The sequence below is a fragment of the Acinetobacter sp. Root1280 genome (assembly GCF_001425285.1).
GTDB lineage: Bacteria > Pseudomonadota > Gammaproteobacteria > Pseudomonadales > Moraxellaceae > Acinetobacter > Acinetobacter guillouiae.
The window spans coordinates 33,645-55,981 of record NZ_LMED01000009.1 but is presented as its reverse complement, the minus strand read 5'-3'; the positions used below and the strand labels follow the sequence as shown (position 1 = coordinate 55,981).

17 protein-coding genes and 1 pseudogene are annotated in these 22,337 nt (G+C 36.7%); 7 read left to right on the top strand and 11 right to left on the bottom strand.

The window, feature by feature from the left end; translation table 11 throughout:
• Nucleotides 1-209: 209 nt before the first annotated feature.
• Nucleotides 210-1,418 carry an integrase arm-type DNA-binding domain-containing protein gene (locus ASC84_RS08815; RefSeq protein ID WP_056513772.1) on the bottom strand — a complete coding sequence of 403 codons (1,209 nt, stop codon included), beginning with the start codon at nucleotides 1,416-1,418 and terminating at the stop codon, nucleotides 210-212.
• Between the two features lie 336 nt (nucleotides 1,419-1,754).
• On the opposite strand from ASC84_RS08815, the gene ASC84_RS08810 reads away from it, so the two are divergent.
• The gene (locus tag ASC84_RS08810) at nucleotides 1,755-3,032 is read left to right on the top strand and encodes a site-specific integrase (RefSeq protein WP_056513769.1); all 1,278 of its coding nucleotides are present in this window, start codon (nucleotides 1,755-1,757) and stop codon (nucleotides 3,030-3,032) included.
• A gap of 89 nt (nucleotides 3,033-3,121) precedes the next feature.
• Nucleotides 3,122-3,529: a hypothetical protein gene (locus ASC84_RS08805; protein WP_056513765.1), complete on the top strand. Its 408-nt coding sequence runs from the start codon at nucleotides 3,122-3,124 to the stop codon at nucleotides 3,527-3,529.
• A 300-nt stretch (nucleotides 3,530-3,829) separates the two neighbouring features.
• Here the strand turns inward: ASC84_RS08805 and ASC84_RS08800 are convergent, their stop codons facing one another.
• From ASC84_RS08800 to ASC84_RS08785, 4 genes are all read right to left on the bottom strand, one after another.
• On the bottom strand, nucleotides 3,830-4,870 hold the full coding sequence (locus ASC84_RS08800; protein ID WP_056513763.1) for an IS481 family transposase: 1,041 nt from the start codon (nucleotides 4,868-4,870) through the stop codon (nucleotides 3,830-3,832).
• A 190-nt stretch (nucleotides 4,871-5,060) separates the two neighbouring features.
• On the bottom strand, nucleotides 5,061-5,996 hold the full coding sequence (locus ASC84_RS08795; RefSeq protein WP_056513760.1) for a copper resistance protein B: 936 nt from the start codon (nucleotides 5,994-5,996) through the stop codon (nucleotides 5,061-5,063).
• Nucleotides 5,983-7,902: a copper resistance system multicopper oxidase gene (locus ASC84_RS08790; protein WP_056513757.1), complete on the bottom strand. Its 1,920-nt coding sequence runs from the start codon at nucleotides 7,900-7,902 to the stop codon at nucleotides 5,983-5,985. Before ASC84_RS08790 ends, ASC84_RS08795 begins: the two co-directional genes overlap by 14 nt.
• A gap of 88 nt (nucleotides 7,903-7,990) precedes the next feature.
• Nucleotides 7,991-8,311 (bottom strand): hypothetical protein, encoded by a 321-nt coding sequence (locus tag ASC84_RS08785; RefSeq protein ID WP_056513754.1) that lies wholly within the window; start codon nucleotides 8,309-8,311, stop codon nucleotides 7,991-7,993.
• A gap of 149 nt (nucleotides 8,312-8,460) precedes the next feature.
• Here ASC84_RS08785 and ASC84_RS08780 point away from each other — a divergent pair, with 149 nt between their 5' ends.
• Both ASC84_RS08780 and ASC84_RS08775 read left to right on the top strand, forming a co-directional pair.
• The gene (locus ASC84_RS08780) at nucleotides 8,461-9,144 is read left to right on the top strand and encodes a heavy metal response regulator transcription factor (protein ID WP_056513752.1); all 684 of its coding nucleotides are present in this window, start codon (nucleotides 8,461-8,463) and stop codon (nucleotides 9,142-9,144) included.
• On the top strand, nucleotides 9,134-10,510 hold the full coding sequence (locus tag ASC84_RS08775; protein ID WP_056513748.1) for a heavy metal sensor histidine kinase: 1,377 nt from the start codon (nucleotides 9,134-9,136) through the stop codon (nucleotides 10,508-10,510). Before ASC84_RS08780 ends, ASC84_RS08775 begins: the two co-directional genes overlap by 11 nt.
• A gap of 80 nt (nucleotides 10,511-10,590) precedes the next feature.
• Here the strand turns inward: ASC84_RS08775 and ASC84_RS08770 are convergent, their stop codons facing one another.
• Nucleotides 10,591-12,957 (bottom strand): heavy metal translocating P-type ATPase, encoded by a 2,367-nt coding sequence (locus ASC84_RS08770; protein ID WP_056513745.1) that lies wholly within the window; start codon nucleotides 12,955-12,957, stop codon nucleotides 10,591-10,593.
• A gap of 289 nt (nucleotides 12,958-13,246) precedes the next feature.
• Between ASC84_RS08770 and ASC84_RS08765 the strand changes: the two genes are divergently transcribed.
• Both ASC84_RS08765 and ASC84_RS08760 read left to right on the top strand, forming a co-directional pair.
• On the top strand, nucleotides 13,247-13,627 hold the full coding sequence (locus ASC84_RS08765; RefSeq protein WP_056513742.1) for a copper resistance protein CopC: 381 nt from the start codon (nucleotides 13,247-13,249) through the stop codon (nucleotides 13,625-13,627).
• A 66-nt stretch (nucleotides 13,628-13,693) separates the two neighbouring features.
• Nucleotides 13,694-14,575, top strand: coding sequence for a copper resistance D family protein (locus ASC84_RS08760; RefSeq protein WP_056513891.1), 882 nt, complete (start codon nucleotides 13,694-13,696; stop codon nucleotides 14,573-14,575).
• Nucleotides 14,576-14,700: 125 nt separating this feature from the next.
• Here ASC84_RS08760 and ASC84_RS08755 read toward each other — a convergent pair.
• From ASC84_RS08755 to ASC84_RS08740, 4 genes and pseudogenes are all read right to left on the bottom strand, one after another.
• Nucleotides 14,701-15,207: pseudogene (locus ASC84_RS08755) on the bottom strand (hypothetical protein); the annotation flags it as partial.
• Between the two features lie 68 nt (nucleotides 15,208-15,275).
• Nucleotides 15,276-16,628, bottom strand: coding sequence for an amidase (locus ASC84_RS08750; RefSeq protein ID WP_056513739.1), 1,353 nt, complete (start codon nucleotides 16,626-16,628; stop codon nucleotides 15,276-15,278).
• Between the two features lie 29 nt (nucleotides 16,629-16,657).
• Nucleotides 16,658-17,845, bottom strand: a complete 1,188-nt coding sequence (locus tag ASC84_RS08745) for a hypothetical protein (protein ID WP_081409341.1) — start codon at nucleotides 17,843-17,845, stop codon at nucleotides 16,658-16,660.
• A 16-nt stretch (nucleotides 17,846-17,861) separates the two neighbouring features.
• Nucleotides 17,862-18,752: a nitrilase family protein gene (locus ASC84_RS08740; protein WP_056513738.1), complete on the bottom strand. Its 891-nt coding sequence runs from the start codon at nucleotides 18,750-18,752 to the stop codon at nucleotides 17,862-17,864.
• A gap of 164 nt (nucleotides 18,753-18,916) precedes the next feature.
• Between ASC84_RS08740 and ASC84_RS08735 the strand changes: the two genes are divergently transcribed.
• Nucleotides 18,917-19,960, top strand: coding sequence for a LacI family DNA-binding transcriptional regulator (locus ASC84_RS08735; protein ID WP_056513732.1), 1,044 nt, complete (start codon nucleotides 18,917-18,919; stop codon nucleotides 19,958-19,960).
• A gap of 375 nt (nucleotides 19,961-20,335) precedes the next feature.
• Here ASC84_RS08735 and ASC84_RS08730 read toward each other — a convergent pair whose 3' ends face one another.
• Complete coding sequence (locus ASC84_RS08730) at nucleotides 20,336-22,276, bottom strand: FAD-dependent oxidoreductase (RefSeq protein WP_056513729.1); 1,941 nt, start codon at nucleotides 22,274-22,276, stop codon at nucleotides 20,336-20,338.
• Between the last annotated feature and the right edge of the window lie 61 nt (nucleotides 22,277-22,337).

Sequence of the window (22,337 nt, the reverse complement as noted above, 5' to 3'; positions counted from 1 at the left end):
AATTTTTAGAAAGAGTTTTGAATCATCACATTTAACATAATGACTGTCATATAAAAATAAAATACATATAATGAATTAGTTATAATACATTTACCAACTCTTTGAAAAGCATAAGGTCAATTTGTTACAAATTGTCCTTATTTCAGACAGCAATGCAATGTTCTGCTAATAAATTTAATAAAAAATCATACTTTTCAATATCTTAACTTTTATGCTTCAAGCAAAGATTCCAAATAATCAGACCACTCCTGCATCATCTCTCGTCTGTTATTGAGAAATTTGGTTCGGTTATAGGCTGTACCGTTGTTGTCCTTAACCTTATGCGCTAATTGGTGTTCAATAAAGTCCACACGCTGCTCTAAAATTTCATCAAGCATGGTTCGAGCTGTTGCTCTTAAGCCATGTGCCGTTTGCTTTCCACCATAACCTAAACGTTTCAATGCTGTATTAATAGTATTGTCTGATAGATAAGTCTTGCCATCACGTCCCACAAACAGATATTCACTGTGTGGGTATAAATCAATAATTGACTCCACCAATTCAAATGCTTGATCAGACAATGGAACCACATGTTGTTGTTTGGTTTTACTGGCAATGAATTTAAAGCAGCGTTCTTCTGGGTAATAATAAGCCTTCTTAAGCTTGCGGATTTCTCCTGGGCGCTGGAAGGTCAGCACAGATAACTTTAAGGCAACTTGTGTCGTGATTAAGCATCGTGCATGTAATTTGGTATAGTTCCAGATTTTATTCAGCATTGGGACTAAGTCTTGTTCCTCTGTCACCGCAGCAAAATTCCCACCCTGTGGATTTGGTAATTCAATATCTTCTATCGGATTATATTGGATAAGTTTCTTTTTTCTGGCTGATTTAAAAATCTGGTTCAAGTCTGACTTTAAGCGCTTAGCTACAGACAAAGCTTCCCGATCAATAATACGCTGGAAAACTTTGGCTTCTAATACGTCCACAGTCAATTGTGGAAAACTCATATCGCCTATATAAGGATAAGCATCATGATTTAAACGGCGAATAGTCTCTTCATCCTGTTTACCTTCCAATTCCCGTTTTTTAAGCCACTCTGCACTGACCACACGAAAAGTATGTTCTGCTTCTTTCTGTTTTTGGTTTTTAGTTTCTAAACGCATAGTGGCAGGGTCAATCCCCTGCTTGATTAATTTCTTATATTCATCACGAACCAAACGTGCCTCTTCTAAAGTCACTTCTGGATAAGTCCCTAAAGATAAATCATTACGTTTACCAACATAAGGACGGGTATAGTTAAATATCCAGTATTTGCTACCACTGGAATCAATACGTAAGTAAAGATTACCTCCATCGGGAAGCTTATACATTTTATCCGGATTTGCTTTTGCTTTTTTTACCTGTAAAGCAGTCAGTTTATTGATTCCACGAGCAGCCATAACGTATAAACCAAAAAAAAATGCAGTAAGAGATTATCTTACTGCATTTTTTACTACTTTATAACCGCTCATTGACGTACTGTGTCATAGCTTGCTATACCGCTTGTTTCCAACTTTAACCTTATAAGTCAAATACTTATATAGTGTTAAACAGTGTCAGAAACTTCAATGTGGCGGAAGCGGTGTCCGTATAACACCTGTATTATGCCGTCCAACCCAATCCAACATAAATATATTTTTCAACAATTTATGTAAAAATCAATCCAACCGCGTCTTGCAAAACCCAATCATTTCTAATATTCTATGTGGGTTTTTATGTGGGACAAGAACAAGCCTATGCCTAAGAAAGCCAAGGAACTCTCTGCACTCAGTGTAGCAAAAATCAAAGGAAATGGAAGACATGCTGTAGGCGGTGTCAATGGTTTGCACCTGCGTATTGTCAACGACTCTCGTGCTTGGGTTCTACGTGTTGTTGTAGGTCAGCGCTTTGATGAAAATGGAAAACAGCAACTTCATCGCCGTGATATTGGTCTTGGTCCCTACCCTGAAGTTTCTTTAGCTGAAGCACGAGCAAAAGCTACTGAACTAAGATTACAAATCCGAAACGGAATTGATCCTATCAAACAAAAACAAGATCAACTTCAAGCTTTACGTATTCAAAAACTTCGTAATCGTACTTTTCGTGAATGTGCTCAGATTGTGATTGCCAATAAATCTCGTGAATTAAAGAATCAAAAGCATATAGCTCAATGGTCTACTACATTAGAAACTTATATCTATCCTACTCTTGGTGATATTAGTATTGGCACAATTACTAAAGTTGATATTGCTGAAGTTCTTAGGCCTATCTGGATTGAGAAGAACGAAACAGCTAAACGAATTCGTGGTCGTATTGAGACTATTTTTGATTATGCAAAGGCTATGGAGTATTTTGAAGGTGACAACCCTGCTGAATGGAAAGGTAATCTTGAACCTATATTAGGTAACTTAAAGCAGGAATCACGTCCCCACCCTTCTTTGCCTTATGATCAAGTCTCTACATTCGTTCAACACCTTCGCCAAAAAGATGGTATTTCTCCAAAGGCACTGGAATTTGCAATTTTAACAGCTTGTCGTTCTGGTGAAATTTTTGGAGCAACTTGGCAAGAAATCGATTTTAAATCTAAAGTCTGGACTATTCCTAAAGAGCGCATGAAAGCTGAAAAAGAACATCGTGTTCCACTTTCAGAATCAGCAATTGAATTATTAAAATCAATTCAGACAGATACCGGGCCTCAAAGTTATATTTTCCCTGCACCTCGTACTGGTAACATGCTTTCAGACATGTCCTTAACTGCTTTAATTAAGCGTATGCATGAACAGAAATTTAAGGAAAGTAGCTTAGGCTATATTGATCCAAAACAAAATCGAGTCATCACCACTCATGGTTTCCGGTCTACGTTTCGTGACTGGTCGGCAGACAAAACAGACTACCCTCGTGAAGTATGTGAGCATGTACTTGCCCATAAGTTACCAGATGAGGTTGAAGCGGCCTACCTACGTGGAGCTTATCTAGAAAAACGTAAAGGCCTAATGGCTGATTGGGCTGAGTTCTGTAGTACACACTTTAACTAGACAGCATAAAATGAATGCTTCTGCCTTAGATGACAGAAGCATTCATTTAAAAGGGAACAAACAAAATTTAGAACAGTCCCAACAGTCACATGGAAATAAAAAAAATAAACCACAAAAGTCTGAAAATACTGAAAAAAAAATCAAAAAAAACCAAAATCGATAATCTAGACCTTATATTCAACAGCCTAAAAAAAATGAAAGATCAAGAAAGCTCTCCTCTCAAAAATATACATTGTATTGATAAGTATGGAAATCTTTTAGAGGGCTATTCACTTTTACAAATTAAGCCTATCGTTAAAAATCCTATCTACCCTTCATGGATTCATCGTAAATTTGGTAGATCAATAATGTTTCTTAAACTGGAATTAATCGATTTTAATGATCATATTTATCTTATTGATATTGAAAAAATAATAAAAATGAAAGATTTTATGCATTTTTATTCACAACGAAATATGAGCTTACTTATCAAAATATTAAGAAACTTTGTGATGTAATCGAAGAAAAGAAAGGAACAAAAAATGGTTTGAAAGCAACACTTTAGGACTTAATCAAAAAAAAGCTATAAAACATATGTATACAGATCAATCTGATTGGATAAAAAGTTTTAATTTAATTTTTAAAACTTTATTAAAAAAGAAAAAATTTTAGGAAATTATTTCAAAGGTATAGAAGAATAGATTTAAGAACTTATTCTTAACTTTGAATAAGACACCACAAAATATCTTTCAAAGGGATGATTTGTACTAGCTCAAACCAGATCTGACAGTTACCCATTTTTTAGTGTGCCTGTCAGGTTAAATTTGAGCTAAATTCTTCTCAGCCCAAATTCGCTTCCCATCAAGTAATGTTTCCAGTGGTGTGCGACCACAGCACATTTTTCCCTGATGAGTTCGTTCAGTATTATAGAATTTTTGCCAAACGTCTAGATCAGCTTGTAATTCCTCTAATGTACTATATAGCTTCTTCCTAAATGTAATTTGATAAAACTCCTGCAAGATCGTCTTATGGAAACGCTCGCATATTCCATTCGTTTGTGGGGGTGCTGCTTTTGTTTTGGTGTGATCAATATCATTGATGGCTAAATATAGCTCATAATCATGTTGTTCAACCTTACCGCAATATTCAGTACCTCTATCTGTCAGGATACGCAGCATTGGTAGATCCTGCGACTGATAAAATGGTAGTACACGATCATTTAACAGATCTGCCGCTGTAATCGGTGTTTTCGTTGTATAGAGCTTGCAATGAACGACTTTGCTGTAGGTGTCGATAAAAGTTTGTTGATAGATTCGACCAACACCTTTCAGATTGCCAACGTAAAATGTATCTTGGGCTCCAAGATATCCTGGATGGTGTGTTTCTATTTCGCCACAAGCAACATCATCTTCATGTTTACGCTCAAGTGCAGCAATCTGATGATCATTTAACTCAAAGCCATCTTGTGCCACTTTGGCTTCTAAGGCTTTCAATCGCTTTTTAAAATTCTCTAAATCGTGGCGAAGCCAAATAGATCGAACCCCGCTACCTGAAATGAATACACCATTTTTACGCAATTCATTACTACTGCGGTGTTGACCATAAGCTGGATATTGGATTGCGAAATCAATAACGGCTTGTTCTATGGCATCGTCTACACGATTCTTAAGATTCGGTACTCTTCGGGATTTATTGATGAGTGAATCAACATCACCTGATTCAACGAGTTCCTGATAACGGTAAAAGGTATCTCTAGAGACACCCATGACTTTACAAGCTCTGGATACATTCTGAAGTTCTTCAGCTAAATTGAGTAAGCCTACTTTGTGTTTGATGATTTGATTGTTAGTATGCAACATAAGAAAGTTACCTTTGTTTGATTAAGATTCGACACCTTTATCAAAACGGGTAACTTTCTCTTTTTCAAGATCAATGTCTGATCAGATCTGAACTAATACAGATGATTAATGAAAAATTTGAAATCGAGCCTGTAAATCATTTGAGGAATAGCAGACTAACCACCACTCCCAATGCTAGATTAAACTGAGATTAAAAAACTAACTCGATACCTGCACCATATTTCCATCCCTTTTCAGACTCTGTTGCCTCTTGCATAGAAGTGGCTTTCTGTCCTTTTTCATATTGATAAGCAACATCAATAAAAGGTCTGATCCGCTTAGTAATCTCATATCGAGTTTTGATACCAGTTTTCAATTCTGATAAACCTGATTTTGCAGCATAGTTAGAGTCATCGCTGAATATAGCATCCATTTCTAGATAAGGTTGAGTAATCAATTTCTGGGTTAACAAGAAATCACGTTCGATTTCAAAACTTGCTCCCCAAAAATTATTCTCTCCTCCATAAAGATATGCTTGTGTCTCAAAAAAATAAGGGGCTAATCCCAATATACCGACAACACCATCAATCCGATTGTTGTTTGGGTTATTTTTATCTTTACTATATCGAACACCTGTTTGCACATCCCAAAATGGGGCTACATTACGACTATAGAGTGCAGATATATCATAATTAATATCACTGTTTTCTGGCTTTGCTAGATTCGCTTCGATAAATATACGATTTTCATCTGTCCCAATCAAAGTTTCAAACTTCGTTCCTAGTGTACCCTTACCATCTTCATCAACTATCCATGCATTTTCAAGTTTTGTTGCTTGATAAATTTGCCCACCATGCTCTTTAAGATGATTATCATGAGGTCTGTTAAATCTTTCATTCAAAATCAGTGTGCTTTTATCCCCCATGTTTGCATTTTCCATTGAATAATATTCTGGATAAAGTTCTTGTGGGGAATATCTTAAACCTCCTGATTCTTGTAATAGAATTTTCATTCCTTTAGACAGGGGTTTTGACTGTATATCCTTACTTTCTGATATAGGGATATCATTTGCAAAAACTAAACCTGAAAATCCGATTAAAATAACTGATAAAAGTGTTTTTGAAGAAAGTTTTTTAATGGTTTGCATGTTGATTCACTCCCTTATCATTTGCTTGGGGTTGAGCCACTCCGCCTGTTGAATCAGTACCATTGCTATCTACATTTGCCACAATTAGCTTATTCATCATTCCAGCAGACATGTGATATAACAAATGGCAGTGGATAGCCCATTCACCTAATTCATCAGCAGTAAGTAAGGTTGTAATCGTTTTACCCGGTGGAACAATTACTGTATGTTTATTCGGCATATTACTAGGGTCTTGACCATTTTCAAGCTGCATAAACATGCCATGTAAATGCATTGGGTGCGCCATCATGCTGTCATTCACGAATTTCAAACGGATACGCTCGCCATATTTCACTTTAAATGGCTCTGTTTCACTAAACTTCTTACCATTGATTGTCCAAATATAACGTTCCATATTCCCGCCTAGACGAACTTCCATTTCACGTTCAGGCGCACGAGTATCTTGCTGTGGATTTAATGACTGCAAGTCACTATATTGCAATGCTTTTTGACCTGCTGGGGTTGATGCATTCGCCCAGCCATATACGGTACTATCCTTTTGGTTCGATATAGCCTTAGCATCATCTGTATTCATTGACATACCATGATCCATACCTTTCATTGAAGACATATCATGATCCATACCTTTCATTGAAGACATATCATGATCCATGCCTTTCATCGAAGACATGTCGTGATCCATGCCTTTCATCGAAGACATATCATGATCCATGCCTTTCATTGAAGACATATCATGATTCATACCTTTCATCGAAGACATGTCGTGATCCATGCCTTTCATTGAAGACATATCATGATTCATACCTTTCATCGAAGACATGTCGTGATCCATCCCCATATCTTCCATAGTCAATAATGAACGAGGACGAGGTTTTGGCATCTCAATTTGTTCTACATGGGAAGTGTTTTCATCATGTAATGTTCCAACCGAAAATCCAGTACGATCAATAGATTCGGCTTCGATTTGGTAATGCGTTTGTTTTGGTTCTACAATGACATCATAAGTTTCAGCTGTTCCTATTCGAAACTCATCAACTGGAACTGGTTTTACTGGTTGACCATCTGCGCTAACCACAGTCATTTTCAAGTTTGGAATTCGCACATCAAAAAATGACATTGCAGAGGCATTAATGAATCGAAGACGTACTTTTTCACCAGCCTTAAAGTTTCCAGTCCAATTTTGCTGAGGCGTTTTACCATTCATTAAGAATGTATAGCCAGTGACATCTGACATGTCTGTTTTAAGCATTCGCATCTGATTCCACATCGAACGATCTTGCCAAGTTGCCTTCAATCCATCACGTTTAACTTGTTTTAAGACATCAAATACTGTTTCTCTACGGTTCTGATAATAATCAGCTTCCTTTTTGAGATTCTTTTCAATCTGACCACTTGTGGAATTATGAAAATCAGAAAGTAAGACTACATAGTCTCTATCGGCTTTTTCGTTTGCGGATAAAGGAGTTTTATTCTTAGGATAAATAACTAGGGGACCATACAAACCGTCTTGTTCTTGCCCTTTACTATGAGAGTGATACCAATAAGTACCATTTTGGCGAACCTTGAATTTATACTCATAAGTTTGATTCGGTGCAATACCATCAAACTGATTAAATCCGGGTACACCATCCATAATTCCCGGTAAAATTAAACCATGCCAATGAATAGATGAATCTTGGGTCTTTAACTTATTGTGTACACGAATAATGGCATCATCACCTTCTTCAAACTCAAGAAGAGGGGCAACGAATTTACCATTTACGGTAATTCGCTTAAGTGGCTGACCAGTAACATTCACCGTTTGCTCAGCAATCGTTAAATCATATTCTTTAACTGCTGCCATAACCCAAGTCGACGAAAATAAACCGACTCCTATTAAAAGGACATGACTGAACTTTTTAGACATTTTTTCCACCTAGCTACAATCAAGGTAAGGGCATTAAGATGAACACTCTATTTGCGTTAATACCTCGATCTTTCATTTATTGAAATAATTATTTTGATGCGTTTGATTTGTTCATTTTAGAATGGTCCATGTTCATCATCTTAGAATGATCCATATCTCCCATTTTAGAGTGATCCATTTGGGACATATCTGCCATATTGGCATGCTGGCTATGATCTTGTGAAGTTTTCTCATCATTCTTCATGTTACAAGGTGTTGTTGGGCATTTCTCTTGCACATTTGAATGTGCTTTGATCTCTGTGTTTACAGTAGCTGCTTGTTTAGCATCTGCTGCCCAAGTCTGAGTCCCAACAAATAAGGTTCCAACACACATAAGAGTTGTTAAGCTACGACGAAATAGAATTTTCATTTTTTGCTCCAAAAATTAACTTCATTTAAATACCATATAGCCCCCGACCGAACATCTATGTGACCTGAAAATGACATTTTTGTAATCTACATCGAATCCCGTATTTATAACGTTATGATGGTGTTAATGAGTGATATGGGTTTTTATCAATGAGAATCTTATTAGTTGAAGATGAACAAAAAACAGGTGATTACCTTAAGCAAGGTCTGTCTGAAGCAGGATATATTACAGATTGGGTCACAGATGGATTATCGGGTAAACATCAAGCTCTTTCTGAAGAGTATGACCTGATCATTTTGGACGTTATGTTACCAAAACTAGATGGTTGGAATATTATTGATGATATTCGGAAAAGTGGCAAAACTATGCCTATTCTTTTTCTATCTGCCCGTGATCAAATTGAAGATAGGGTTAAAGGATTAGATTTGGGCGCAGACGATTATTTGGTGAAACCTTTTGCTTTTGCTGAACTACTTGCACGAATAAAAAGCTTACTTCGTCGTGGACAACAAAAAGAGGATAGCAATATTATTACTATTGCCGACCTTGAACTCGATCTCCGTAAACGTCGTGTCACCCGAGCTGGACAACGTATTGACTTAACAGCCAAAGGGTTTGCGTTGATGGAACTATTTATGCGTAGACGCGGAGAAATTTTACCTCGTACTCTCATAGCGTCCCAAATATGGGATATGAATTTTGATAGTGATACCAATATAGTAGAAGTCGCAATTAAACGGTTAAGAAGTAAAATAGATAGTAACTTTACCCCTAAGCTAATTCAGAACATACGAGGAATGGGCTATGTTCTAGAGGTAGAAGATGGGTCATAAACTGTTTAATGCCATTAGCTTCCGTATTGCGATCATATTTTCTCTCTCTACTGTTATCATCTTAATGATTATGGGTTTGGTCATTCACCAACTCGTAATGCATCATTTCGAAACTCAAGACCGAACTCAGCTAGAAGGCAAAATTCAGCTTGTAGAAAACCTACTTGAACAAAACCCATCTAATTCTCAAGAGTTAAATTTATATTTGAAAGATGCCTTGGTTGGACATCACGATCTGATCATCCAAATTGAACGTCCAACTGGTCAAGTTATTTTTAGCTCAGCACCTTCTGTTATTAATGCCCAAGCACTCATCAAATCAAATCAAAATCCATGGATTGAATGGAGAATTCAAAATAAAACCTATCGTGGCTTAGTTTATAAAAAGTCTTTTGATCGTAATAATTCAATACCATCAGCCCAAATTATAGTTGGAATCGATACATCTGAGCATCTACATTTCTTAAATGACTTTAGACGCCAGCTTTTATATATTGGCTTTGTAGGTACAGTTTGTTTAATGTTCTTAGGATGGTTCGCAGCATGGCGCGGGCTACGCCCAGTTCAAAAAATGGCAAAAGTTGCAGAAGGTATCTCAGCTCAACATCTTTCTGAACGCTTAGACGTCGATAACACGCCAACAGAGCTTAGATCCTTAGCTATAGCTTTTAACGATATGCTAGATAGATTGGAATCTGCTGTAGAGAAATTATCAGATTTTTCATCTGATCTTGCTCATGAAATTCGCACACCTATTAATAATCTGATGACTCAAACCCAAGTATGTTTATCCCGTAATCGTGATATCAATACTTATCAGGAAGTTCTCTTTTCTAACTTAGAAGAGTTTGAACGTTTAGCCCGAATGGTTTCCGATATGTTATTCCTTGCGAAGGCCGAGCACGGTTTGCATTTACCGAACTTACAAAAAATTGATTTAGTAAAGGAAATTTCAGCTTTATTTGACTTTTATGATGCTATTGCTTCTGAGAAAAAAATGACTTTAGAACAAACTGGTCTAGGTTATGTGCAAGGAGATCCTTCCATGTTACGTCGCGCACTGAGTAATTTATTATCAAATGCAATCAAATATGGTAAATCAAATTCGAGTATCAAAATCAAATGTCAACAGAACATCGATACAACCTTATTTTCCATTGAAAATGAAAGTTCACCTTTGTCATCAGAACAATTAAGTCGATTATTTGACCGTTTTTATAGAACAGATGCATCCAGACAAAGAGTCGAAGAAGGTACTGGTTTAGGTCTAGCAATTACTAAGTCTATTTTTGATGTACATGGAGCTACAATTCAAGCTACTTATGAAGAAGGGCGTATTATTTTTAAAATTGTCTTTAAAAATTAATGATATCTCGACTATCAAACACTCTTTCAAATACTGACTACTCATTAACTTATGCTAATGAGTAGTCTAGTCAGCCGTGATTAGTTTTGATGACGTAATCGTAAGGCATTGCCAATCACCGATGCAGAACTTAAGCTCATTGCTAATGCTGCAATCATAGGAGAAAGCAGCCATCCAGTAAACGGATACAGCACACCAGCGGCCAAAGGAATACCTAATGCATTATAAAGGAAAGCAAACATTAGATTTTGCTTCATATTTTTAACAGTCGCTTCTGACAGGGAACGAGCAATTTCTATGCCGCGTAAATCACCTTTTACTAAGGTAACTTGAGCACTATTCATTGCTACATCAGTTCCCGTCCCCATTGCAATTCCAACATCAGCCTGAGCTAAGGCTGGTGCATCATTTATTCCATCACCTGCCATAGCAACAATTTTCCCTTCTTTTTGCAATTTATTGACCAACTCCAACTTATCAGCTGGCTTAACCTCACCATAGACTTCATTGATACCTAATTTAGCACCAACTGATTTTGCTGTTGTTAAACCGTCGCCTGTTGCCATGATGATTCTTAAACCAGAATTTTTCAATGAAAGAAGAGCTTCAGGAGTACTTGCTTTAATTGGATCAGAGACAGCCAATAGACCTATAAGTTTTCCATCAACTGCCAAATGCATGACACTAGCACCTTCTGCTCTTAATTCCTCTGCTTGTAGAATGAGCGCACTAACAGATATTCCAAGTTGCTCCATCAATGCTGTATTACCTAGAGCTAATTGTTGCCCGTTTATCTCTCCCTTGACTCCAATACCTGAGCCTGATTCAAAGGTAGTAGGTTTACTTAACGTAAAATTACGCTCACGGGCAGCACGTACAATTGCATTAGCTAAAGGATGCTCACTTCCCTGATCTAAACTGGCAGCTAAACGAAGGACATCATTATTTTCATATCCTGAAACCGCAATTACTTTATTAAATGATGGTTGTCCTTCTGTCAAAGTACCTGTTTTATCAATAATTAACGTATCAATCTTACGCAGATTTTCAATTGCAGTAGCATCACGGAAAAGTACCCCATTTGACGCACCTCGCCCCGTTGCTACCATAATTGACATGGGGGTAGCTAATCCTAAAGCACATGGACATGCGATGATTAAGACTGCTACTGCATTGATTAATCCATAGACCCAACTAGGTTCAGGTCCAAATATCCCCCAACCCAAAAAAGTTAGAACAGCAATACCAATAACCCCCATGACAAATCGCCCTGCAACATGATCTGCCATCCGTTGCATTGGTGCTTTAGAACGCTGAGCCTGAGCGACCATTTGTACGATTTGAGAAAGCACGGTTGATGATCCAACTTTTTCTGATCGCATCACCAATGATCCATTCATATTCATTGTTGCACCAATGACCTGATCACCCACGCGTTTTGTAACAGGCACTGGTTCTCCAGTCAGCATTGACTCATCTACAGAGCTTGAACCTTCTGTAATGATTCCATCAACAGGGACCTTTTCACCCGGACGTATCCTCAATAAATCGCCTACATGCACATGAGATAGCAGAATATCTTCCTCCACACCATCAGCACTGATTTTTCTTGCTGTTTTAGGAGCCAATCCAAGTAGGGATTTAATTGCTGCTGAAGTTTGGGACCGTGCTTTTAACTCTAGCACTTGGCCTAACAATGTTAGAGAAATAATCGCTGCTGTCGCTTCAAAATACACAGCAACTCGCCCCATAGATACAAATGAGTCGGGGAAAACTTGAGGTGCTATTGTTCCAACAAGGCTATATATAAAGGCTGCTCCAGTCCCAATTCCAATCAAGGTCCACATATTTGGACTCCGATTAAGAATTGACTGCCAACATCTAACAAAGAATGGCCTTCCTGCCCAAAAAACAATTGGTAAAGTTAGTACAAGTTCAATCCAACTTTGCACCTCCATCTCAAACCAATTCAACTGATGACCAAACATTGCTAGAAATACGATGATAATCGTCAGAGGTAAGGTCCACCAAAATCTTCGCTTAAAATCTTTAAGTTCATGATTTTCATCTGCTTCATCTAGATCAGGAAGTAAAGGCTCTAAAGACATACCACAGATAGGGCAATCTCCTGAATGGTCCTGTCTAATCTCAGGATGCATTGGGCAAGTATAGATAGTTGCTGCTTTTACTTCAGACTGCTGAACAGATTCTATTAATCTTGAATCTGTTTTCTTATGAGAGTCTTTTAATATTTTTGTTTCATCTTGCTTAGTAAAATACAACTCGGGCTTGGTATTAAATCGTATTTGACACTTTTCACTACAAAAAAAATAAGTTTTACCATTTAGCCTTTCATGAAATTTTGATGCTTTGGTCACAGCCATACCACAGACTGGATCAGTAAGTGAATTATCTAAATTTTTCGCCTCATGATTATGATGGTCCATAAAAACCTCCTTCATGCATAGACATAATTTTTAATTTATAAAGCACATCATAATTACAATAAAATTTTCTATTATCTGTTTATTAGATGGCCATTTTTATTCAACAAAGTCAGTTTAGCACTTGTGAGTTTTCAATCTTTAAAATGACAAAAATGTAATTTTGGAGTCATCGGGGTGTATCTCTCGTTCTTTAATAATAGAGTTACAAAAGGTGATGACCAATTTACTAGGCCTATTAATTTTACTGGTCCATTACTTAGCCAAATATTAGTTTTAAAAGGACAGTGAAATGAAAATTTTTCAAAATAGAATGACAGCTCTACGTAATGTTCTTGTAGGAGCAACTTTGGTTATTGCTGCTTCTAGTGCATTTGCACATGTCAATCTTGAAAGCGCAACCCCAGCTATCAATGCTTCTGTAGCAAGCGAAACCAAAAATATAACGCTTAATTTTGGTGGTGAAGTCATGCTAATGAACGTTAAATTGCTTGATGCTCAACGTAAAGACATCCCTTTAAATTACCAAGTAAGTCATGATCTAAAAAAATCATTTGAAGTAGCTGTACCTAAACTTAAAAAAGGAAAATATACGGTGGTCTGGACCACGATGGGTACTGATGGTCACAACATGAGTGGTGAATATAGTTTCACCATTAAATCAGAAAAATAACAGTAAAGCACAAATAGCAACATGCCAGCAATTTGCTGGCATGTTGCTATGATAAGGGAGAAGAATATGGTTGCTGAAACTTGGATATATGCAACATGGCTAGTTAAAGTCTTTTTATACTTAGGGGTCGCTTTTGTTATTGGTGGATCTTTTTGCTATTTCTTACTTGGGCGTTATGTAGAAATCAAGGCTACCATTCTTAAATACATTACCATTGGTGCTGGTTTAGGCTTTTTGTCCAGCGCTCTAGGATTTTTTATATTAGTTGGAAGTTTTGCTAATACTGGGCTTTCAGGGATGTGGGATATTAACTATGTCAATATCCTAATGAGTACCCCTATTGGGCATACCCATGTCATTCGAACGATTAGTTTTGCGCTTTTACTTCTATTCATGGTCGTAAAACTAAGCAAAGGGACTAATCAGATTTCCAAAATTGAAGGGACAATATTTGTCATACTACTAATACCAATAGTTTTCAGCTTTTCTCAACTAGGACATGTCACGAACTTAACCCTATTCGCTCAAGTTTTATTATCAATACATGTACTAGTTATGTCTTTATGGATGGGAGCACTTTATCCTTTATGGAAAACTAGCCAAAAAATTAATGGATTACCATTAAAAGAGCGTATGCATCTATTTGGACAAATTGCAGCCTTTATCGTAGGAATATTACTGGCTTGCGGTGCAAGTATTGCTTTGTTACTCATTAAAGATTTCAATACTCTACTAAATACTCCTTACGGGCATGGATTTATAATTAAAATCTTATTTGTTCTAAGTATTTTATTATTAGCTGCCTTTAATAAATGGTATTTCACTCCTCGCTTGCAAGACCCAAAGTTTGCCAAAAAATTAGGCTATGCCATTTTATTTGAAATGTCATTAGGCTTATCAATTCTTTTAACGACTGGTTATATCACCACAGTAGTAGGTATTGAGTAATAATAGATAAGCTCACATCAAGGAGTTTATAAATTCACGGATTTAGGAAGACCTCATACCCGAGTTGTATCTTAAATTTAGATAACTTAGGTGAACTTTAATTTTAAATCTTTGTGCAACAAAGCCCCATCAGCGGCAAAATAGGCCAAATCAACTTTGGTGACTGTGGGCAACTCAAAATGGTAGTTAACACCTAAATTCATCGTATCCTGAAGTCCCATCGTTGTATTGATTCCTTCATAAAAACTACTGTCCCAAAATTGCCCTGGCCCAAAAGGAATCGGCTGTAAACCAACTTTAAGATTGTCTGTTGAGTTTAAATGATAGCCAGCATTGGCTTGTACCAATGTGGAAAAATCACATAAGGTATCAAATTGATAACAGCGATATTGAAAATTACCGAATATATTCGGAGAGCTATACCCAATATTTAAAATAGCTGTATTAAATTTTATTTTTTGATCCGAAGCCTTATTCTCAAAATTATTTTCCTGATAACTTGCTCGTAGTTCACCAGAAACGGTTAACTTAGAATCGTTATCCTTACCCTCAAATTCAATCGCAGCATTTGCAACTAAAGGCACATTTAAAAGTAGTGTGAATACCGTATATTTAAACAAATCATGTTTCATAAAATCATCCTTGATTATCATTTTATTAACAGGCCAATAGACCTTAAATATTGAAAAAATTAAAAAAACTAAAAACCATTATTCACTGCAAAGGCCAAAAGATGACGATCGCTTTTCTTTGCACCAATGATCTGAATACCAATCGGAATTTTATTTTCATGACATAGCGGAACATTGAGTACAGGATTTCCCAAAAAATTCCATATATTGGTCAGACTGAGTAAAGCTGATTTAATATTTATGAAAGTGCCATTTAAATACAAATCTTTTTGATACAGATCAGTGGCTTGTATCGGTAATGTCGGCATGATGAGGTAATCGTACTGATCAAAAATTTTAGCAAGGACTTCTTGGTACTTTTTTTGAAAATCTAATGCGTTCACATACTCCCAGCCTTTGGTTTCTTCAGCTTGTAGTAACCTCTCCAACACATCTTTCTGAAATAACGCTGGAGAGTGCTCTACTTGATGGTGATGGACGGCATATGCCTCACTATTTTGGATAGCGTAAAAATAGCGATGGATATCTTTAAAAGCCGTTAAAGCACTCGACACTTCATCAATTTGATTGTCCCAAAGCGAAAAAACTTGATGCTTTAACTTCTGGTATAAAGGGCCATCATAGTTTTCAATAAAATTATCAATAGATACCCAACCTAATTTCGGTAATCTGGTTGCTAACGCATTGGAGACAACTTGATGATTTTCTTGTGTTAATAAAGAAACAACCAAATCAATGTCTTGAGCGCTTTTTGCTAATATTCCTAAATGATCTAGGCTCTTAGACAAAGGGAAAACGCCTTTCATTGAAAATTGCTGGTAAGTCGGTTTAAAACCCATAACCCCTGTTAAGCTTGCAGGTATACGAATCGAGCCACCTGTATCTGTCCCAATTGCGATAGGTACAAGTCCAGCAGCAACCGCTACAGCACTACCACAACTCGATCCACCTGAAATTTTTGCAAGGTCCCATGGATTTTTTGTCGCGCCATGTGCCGAAATATCCCCTGTTGGCCCATAGGCAAACTCATGCGTGTTGGTTTTTCCAATGATCACCGCGCCTAAAGCTTTAAGTTGTTGTACGCATTCAGCATCGACTTCAGGTAAATAGTCTTTGAAAAAATTGGACCCCATAGAGGTTATAAGTTGCGCAGTTTCAATATTATCCTTTATCGCAATCGGTATACCCTGTAACGGGCTAAGATCTATTCCTTGATTAAAAAGTTCATCTGCATATTCTGCTTGTTGTATCGCATATTCATCATCGATATAACAAAATGCATTTAACGCTTTATGCTGATTGATTGAATTTAAACTCTGCTGTGTAAGTGCTTTGGCAGTAATTTCTTTTGACCTAAGCATTTTCGCAATTTGCTCAACATCAAGTTCAGAAAAATAGCCTTTTACTGGACACGTTAACATTACAACTCCTTGTATATAAAAATATAGATTCAGGAAACCAGATGAATTGTGCCCAAAGCCAATAGTGATGTAATTGCCATGGAAACCACATTGCCAATATATGGATGTTGGTATTTAGGAAGCTTGTTTGAAATAAAAGCGGCTAAAGGTGGAGCAACACATGCACCAATAAATGCACCTAAAATAATGGAGCTTAGACTTCCACCGAAGACTAAAACAGAGACTGGAGCAACTGAAGAAATCGGAATATATGTCGGATACCATCCATATTTTTCCCATTTACTTTTCCATAGAATAACTGCCATCAATGCAGCTAACATTTGACTAATTAATATGCTTCCAATCAGCCCACTTCCATATGAAATACTTAAAGGGTTCAGGTAAATTGCCAACAAAGCGCCAATAATTAAGCCTAATCCAGCCCATTCATTTGCAATAAATTGAGATTCAGAGAAGTCTGCAAGCGCTCGTCTTACAACCCAAAATGGAGTTGTATCCTTTGGCTCGATCTCTTTTTCTTCAATCTCTTTTTCTTCTTCGATAGGCTCTTGTTTTTTTGTTTCTGTTTCTTTGACCAAACAACTTAAATTAAATTTTTTAAAAATAATAAATGCGATTAAGCTTCCAATTGCCATACCTAAGACATTACCAATAATACTTGGCAAATTTAAGGGAACACATACATAGTTGACGATGATCAACGAAGAAGGCGTTACAAATAGTGCCCCGGCAACTGCGCCAATTATTGCTATTTTAAAGCCACGCCCATACATAAGTACTGTTGCAGCTGGTAATGACACAAACGTCACAAATGTTGGTTGCCACGAGTTACTTTCAATAAGCGTCCATCCCCAAATGATATTACTCAGAATCAAACTTAAACTTGAACTCAATAAAATCCATGGAAATAGACCCGTTCCATAACTTAGTTGAAACCCTTGCCATTTCGAACGCATTTTTGAAAAATAATAAGCAATGCCTGCACCCACTAATAAACCAAGTGATGCCAATTCACTTTTATAAAATTGAGCCTCACTTACATCACCCACCCCCCACCTTAACCAAGTTAAGGTGGACGTTGGTGGTTGCATTGTTGCGTAATTATCCCAAATTTGGAGGGAGTACTTTTCAACTACTCCCACGATGATAATTGTAGACAGCATGACACATGCTGCGATGACAATATCAATCATTTCAATCCGATAATTCTTTTTCATATATCCCCCACATGGATTAGCGAGGGAAAATATTGTGAGATTTATAGCCTAACATCGTGTCATACATGTCAGTTCGTCTATCTCGGATTAAATCATTATGCTTGTTCCAAATCGGCGCACCACGTGCAGCAACCAAATCAATATCCGCATACAGAATCATTTCTTTTTCTGCATCTGCAACACCCGCGATTGGCCAACCATTGGTGCCTGCAATTAATGAACATCCAAGAAAACGTTCACCTCTATCAGCTCCAACTCGATTTGCAGCAGCAATGTAGACATTATTCACATGTGCAGCAGTCATGGTGAGATATGAGGCCATACACTTACCACTTTCATCAAATAATGGCGGTGGTGTCCAAACCCAATTATTTACACTACAAATAATATCCGCACCTTGTTGAGTTAATATTCTTGGAACTTCTGGAAACCAAATATCCCAACAAATTAACATCCCAATTCTTCCGATCGGTGTTTCAAATACGGGGAAGCCTGTATCACCAGGCGTAAACCAAAGTTTTTCAAGGTTCCATAAATGTGCCTTGCGATATTTCCCAATAAGCCCGTCAGGTCCGATTAAAACTGAAGTATCAAAAAGACGAACACCTTCTCTTTCTGCAATTCCTGAAACTAAATAAATAGAATGCTTACGCGCAAAATCTTGCCAGACTTGAACACTTGGTCCATTTGGGATTTCCTCTGCGTGATCAAATGCCTCTTTTCTATTTGTGAATAAATAACCTGTATTTGCTAACTCAGGCATTACGATAAGATTTGCACCATTGTTGACAGCTTGAAGCGCCAAATCTAACCCATGGCGTAAATTCCTTTCTCTATTTTCCATACCCACTTGTGGATCAAATTGTATGACTGCCACTTTTACTGGGCTAACTGAAGTTTCTTCCATGTCCTTACCTCATTGATTATCCAAATCAACCCAAACGTTCGGGTTGTGTTAAAAATTTAACCCAAACGTTTGTTCTTGTCAAATTTTAAACAACAATCCAATAATTTCTCTAACTTTTAAGGGGGAAAATGCTAAAATGTTGCTTCTGGCTATTGTGGTTTCATATGAATCGATCAAATAAAAATGTAACTTTAAAATTTCTTTCAAAAGAACTTGGCTTACATGTTTCTACAGTCTCAAGAATACTAAACGGCTCTATAGATGATGCCAGTTCCGCAGCAGCCCCAGAAACCATAGAAAAAGTAAAAAAATTAGCAGCCGATTTAAACTACCGACCAAATACTTTAGCAAAAAGTTTACAGAGCCAGAAAACCAACGTGATCGGGGTTTTAGTTCCAAAATTATCAGATCTTGTTTTAGCAAATATTTATGAAGGCATTGATGCTGCCGCCACGCAAAATAATTATTTTACATTCGTTTCCAATACCAATGACTTACCTATCAACCAAAAAAAATTGGGTGAAATGGCCCTTTCTAGAAAAGTAGATGGTTTAATCATTGCAGATGCACATACAGGAACTGAAAATTCGCATCAGTTTTTTAATGAATTAATAGCACGAGACATTCCATTTGTGCTTGTAAGTCGTAGTTTAGAAAATTTTACCTCTGTTACCTGTGATGATTATCTTGGTGGAAGCTTAGCAGCAGAACATTTAATCGCTGTGGGGCATCGTCGGATTGCGATCATTTCGGGTGAACCATTTGCGAGTACGGGTCTATTACGAACCAAAGGATTTAAAGACTATAGCGCCAGTAAAAATATAATGATCCCAGATGACTACATTATCAATTGTGGTTTTGATGTTGACTCAGGCTATCAAGCTGGACTTGAAATTCTATCCAAAAATGAGCTGCCTACAGCAATTTTCACGGTGAATGATTTTATTGCGATTGGTGTAATGGGCGCAATCAAGGACAAAGGCTATATTCCCGGAAAAGATATTGCAGTCGTTGGGTTCAACAACATCTCTTTAACCGCTCAACTTCCTATTCCACTCACAACCATAGCTTCGCCAATGTCCGAAATGGGATTCACCGCGATGGAACTATTATTAAAAAAAATAAATAAGGAGCAAGCTGACTCTATAAAATTGCTGCCAAAATTAATCAAAAGAAATAGTACTTTAGATTATTTAATTGAACAGTAACCCCCCTCAAAATAATTGAACTTAAAAGTAGAAAATCGAATAATCTTATTAAAGGAGATTTTCTATTTGAATCCAGCAGTGAAGATGCTTCTAATTCTTCTTGTAGTTTTTTGGACATCAATAATGGTATTTAGAATCACATTAAATAATTGATAGTCAATGTTCTAATAAATACAGTCAGATATGATCTTTAAGGATCATATCTGATATAAATGCCCAATACTGGAACCAGACATTGTTCATATAATAGGGAAAATTATATACACGACAAATATTTTGTCAAAATTATTGCGTAATTGATGTGTATTATTGGCTTCTTGAAGCAACATTATATAAATATCCTATATAAAAATTTCTAGATATACATTTTATTCATCAACTGTCCCTATATTTTGGATAATGCTCATCCATATTAAAGTTACCATTAAATTTTGCTTTTGTATTAGCACAGATATTAATAACAGCATCCACCGCCCCTCTAAGGCATGGCTCAGTCCATCCAGCATCCACTGAATATGCTTCGCCGGCAAAAAGAAGACCAGATTCTTTACTGTATTTTCTATTATACGAAAGTAATTTCATCGCATTGAAATAAGTTCCAGCTCTATAAAGTTTACTGCAACCTAAAGAATTTTCATCGGATATCCATCGCTGAACCATTGCCTTTTCTTTAATAACATACTGAGATATTCTTGATTTTATGTTTGTAGATTTTTCTAGAACTCTGTCTAACTCCTCAACACACATATCTACCAAATCAATATCAGAGAAAGCAGACAGTTTTAATGAATCATCCTCCCAAGTATAGCTTAATAAAATACAATCATTTTTGTACGTATCACTATACTGATAAGTATAAACATCATGAATAAATGTATCTGTTACCATTATCTGAGGAATTGTATTTTGTCTTAAAAACTCTTTGCTTAAAGGGGCATAAATTTTACAGCTCGCTTCCCAGTGCGCAGTATTACATTCACCAATAATTTCAAAAGGTAATTGATTATTTGAAAATCCTTCAAGTTTGATTTTTGTCCCCAATATCCATGATGGTACTGTAACTATTACGGAATCAAAGTTTTGGTTTAAATATATCGGGGTACCTTCTTTGCTGCACTGCCACTGAAACTCAACATTAATTGATTTATCACTGAGTTTCTCTATTTTTTTAACTCTAGAGTCCATAAATAATCCTGTTTTTCTTTCCATTGAGTGATCATAAAAAGAAGGCTGGTCTTTGGATATACTCTCATAAAGTAGGCATTCATCTAATGAAGCAAGGCCCAGATATTGTGGTGACTTATAGCTAACACCTAAAGAATCTTGAACACACCCATCGCTTTGCATCGCAGATTTAATAACTTCATAGTCACTATTGACTCTGCCATGCACTAACTGAAGATTGCTACCAAATCCAAATATTGAGGTTCTGATTGGATAGAGGCAACAAACATCATAAAATGCTCCCCAACTTCCGTCACCAACACCAATAGAATAAAATATTTCAGATTCCTGAGGACTCATACCCAGCCCTCCAAAATCGCCAGGATTATTTTCATTCCATGTTTGGAACGGTTTTATAACCAGTTCTCGAAATGATAAATTGTGATAATTTTTAACAATTGCATGCCACATATCATCCCATTCTTTGGAACCATATTTCTTACTTACCTCAATAGTCATCTGATCGGCAAATTTTCTCCATTTTTTATGTATTTCTTTCAATATCTCATTCGGTGGTAATGTATTACCGTCTGGATTTTTCCATATCACCATTTCTGGTAAATCAGAACCACTCAAAGAACCTTCTCGTAGATAAATCCCTGTTGAGGTTACCCATTGTGTGCCAGGATTAGGAAAGTTAGAGATCTTCAAATTAAACTGCTTCGCATAATAAGCCATCAGTGATGAACCAGTCAGCGGATCTGTATCTTTTTTATTGAAGAATGGCATGCGCATTGCACCCATCTCAAATGGTGAAAATCCAGCCTCATCAAACTCGTTATCAGGGAATTTTGTTAAATGACGACCTCCAATTCGATCACTTTGCTCTATTAAAGTGACTTGAGTAAAGCCACATCTGAGTAATTCTCGTGCAGCTGTTAGACCAGTTACTCCAGCTCCAATTATACAAATTCTATGATTTTTGGTTAAGTCTTCTGCAACTGCAATGCCACCGGATTGTTCTACTATTTTTCTATAATTAAAGCAAAGATCTGGAGGACCCGGAAATTCTCCGGACCAATCATCTTCTGCTTTTCCCTTAAACGTCGTAACTACTTCCGATGGGAAATCATAACTTGTTCCGATTGTCATATATTCTCCAATTAATTAAATGAAGGTAATCAATAACTACTCTACAAAGGCGAGCTCTATT

Excerpts from the sequence above, each read along its gene's own strand:
- ASC84_RS08815 (WP_056513772.1), bottom strand. The coding sequence starts at position 1,418 with ATGGCTGCTCGTGGAATCAATAAACTGACTGCTTTACAGGTAAAAAAA.
- ASC84_RS08810 (WP_056513769.1), top strand. The coding sequence starts at position 1,755 with ATGCCTAAGAAAGCCAAGGAACTCTCTGCACTCAGTGTAGCAAAAATC.
- ASC84_RS08805 (WP_056513765.1), top strand. The coding sequence starts at position 3,122 with ATGGAAATAAAAAAAATAAACCACAAAAGTCTGAAAATACTGAAAAAA.
- ASC84_RS08800 (WP_056513763.1), bottom strand. The coding sequence starts at position 4,870 with ATGTTGCATACTAACAATCAAATCATCAAACACAAAGTAGGCTTACTC.
- ASC84_RS08795 (WP_056513760.1), bottom strand. The coding sequence starts at position 5,996 with ATGCAAACCATTAAAAAACTTTCTTCAAAAACACTTTTATCAGTTATT.
- ASC84_RS08790 (WP_056513757.1), bottom strand. The coding sequence starts at position 7,902 with ATGTCTAAAAAGTTCAGTCATGTCCTTTTAATAGGAGTCGGTTTATTT.
- ASC84_RS08785 (WP_056513754.1), bottom strand. The coding sequence starts at position 8,311 with ATGAAAATTCTATTTCGTCGTAGCTTAACAACTCTTATGTGTGTTGGA.
- ASC84_RS08780 (WP_056513752.1), top strand. The coding sequence starts at position 8,461 with ATGAGAATCTTATTAGTTGAAGATGAACAAAAAACAGGTGATTACCTT.
- ASC84_RS08775 (WP_056513748.1), top strand. The coding sequence starts at position 9,134 with ATGGGTCATAAACTGTTTAATGCCATTAGCTTCCGTATTGCGATCATA.
- ASC84_RS08770 (WP_056513745.1), bottom strand. The coding sequence starts at position 12,957 with ATGGACCATCATAATCATGAGGCGAAAAATTTAGATAATTCACTTACT.
- ASC84_RS08765 (WP_056513742.1), top strand. The coding sequence starts at position 13,247 with ATGAAAATTTTTCAAAATAGAATGACAGCTCTACGTAATGTTCTTGTA.
- ASC84_RS08760 (WP_056513891.1), top strand. The coding sequence starts at position 13,694 with ATGGTTGCTGAAACTTGGATATATGCAACATGGCTAGTTAAAGTCTTT.
- ASC84_RS08750 (WP_056513739.1), bottom strand. The coding sequence starts at position 16,628 with ATGTTAACGTGTCCAGTAAAAGGCTATTTTTCTGAACTTGATGTTGAG.
- ASC84_RS08745 (WP_081409341.1), bottom strand. The coding sequence starts at position 17,845 with ATGAAAAAGAATTATCGGATTGAAATGATTGATATTGTCATCGCAGCA.
- ASC84_RS08740 (WP_056513738.1), bottom strand. The coding sequence starts at position 18,752 with ATGGAAGAAACTTCAGTTAGCCCAGTAAAAGTGGCAGTCATACAATTT.
- ASC84_RS08735 (WP_056513732.1), top strand. The coding sequence starts at position 18,917 with ATGAATCGATCAAATAAAAATGTAACTTTAAAATTTCTTTCAAAAGAA.
- ASC84_RS08730 (WP_056513729.1), bottom strand. The coding sequence starts at position 22,276 with ATGACAATCGGAACAAGTTATGATTTCCCATCGGAAGTAGTTACGACG.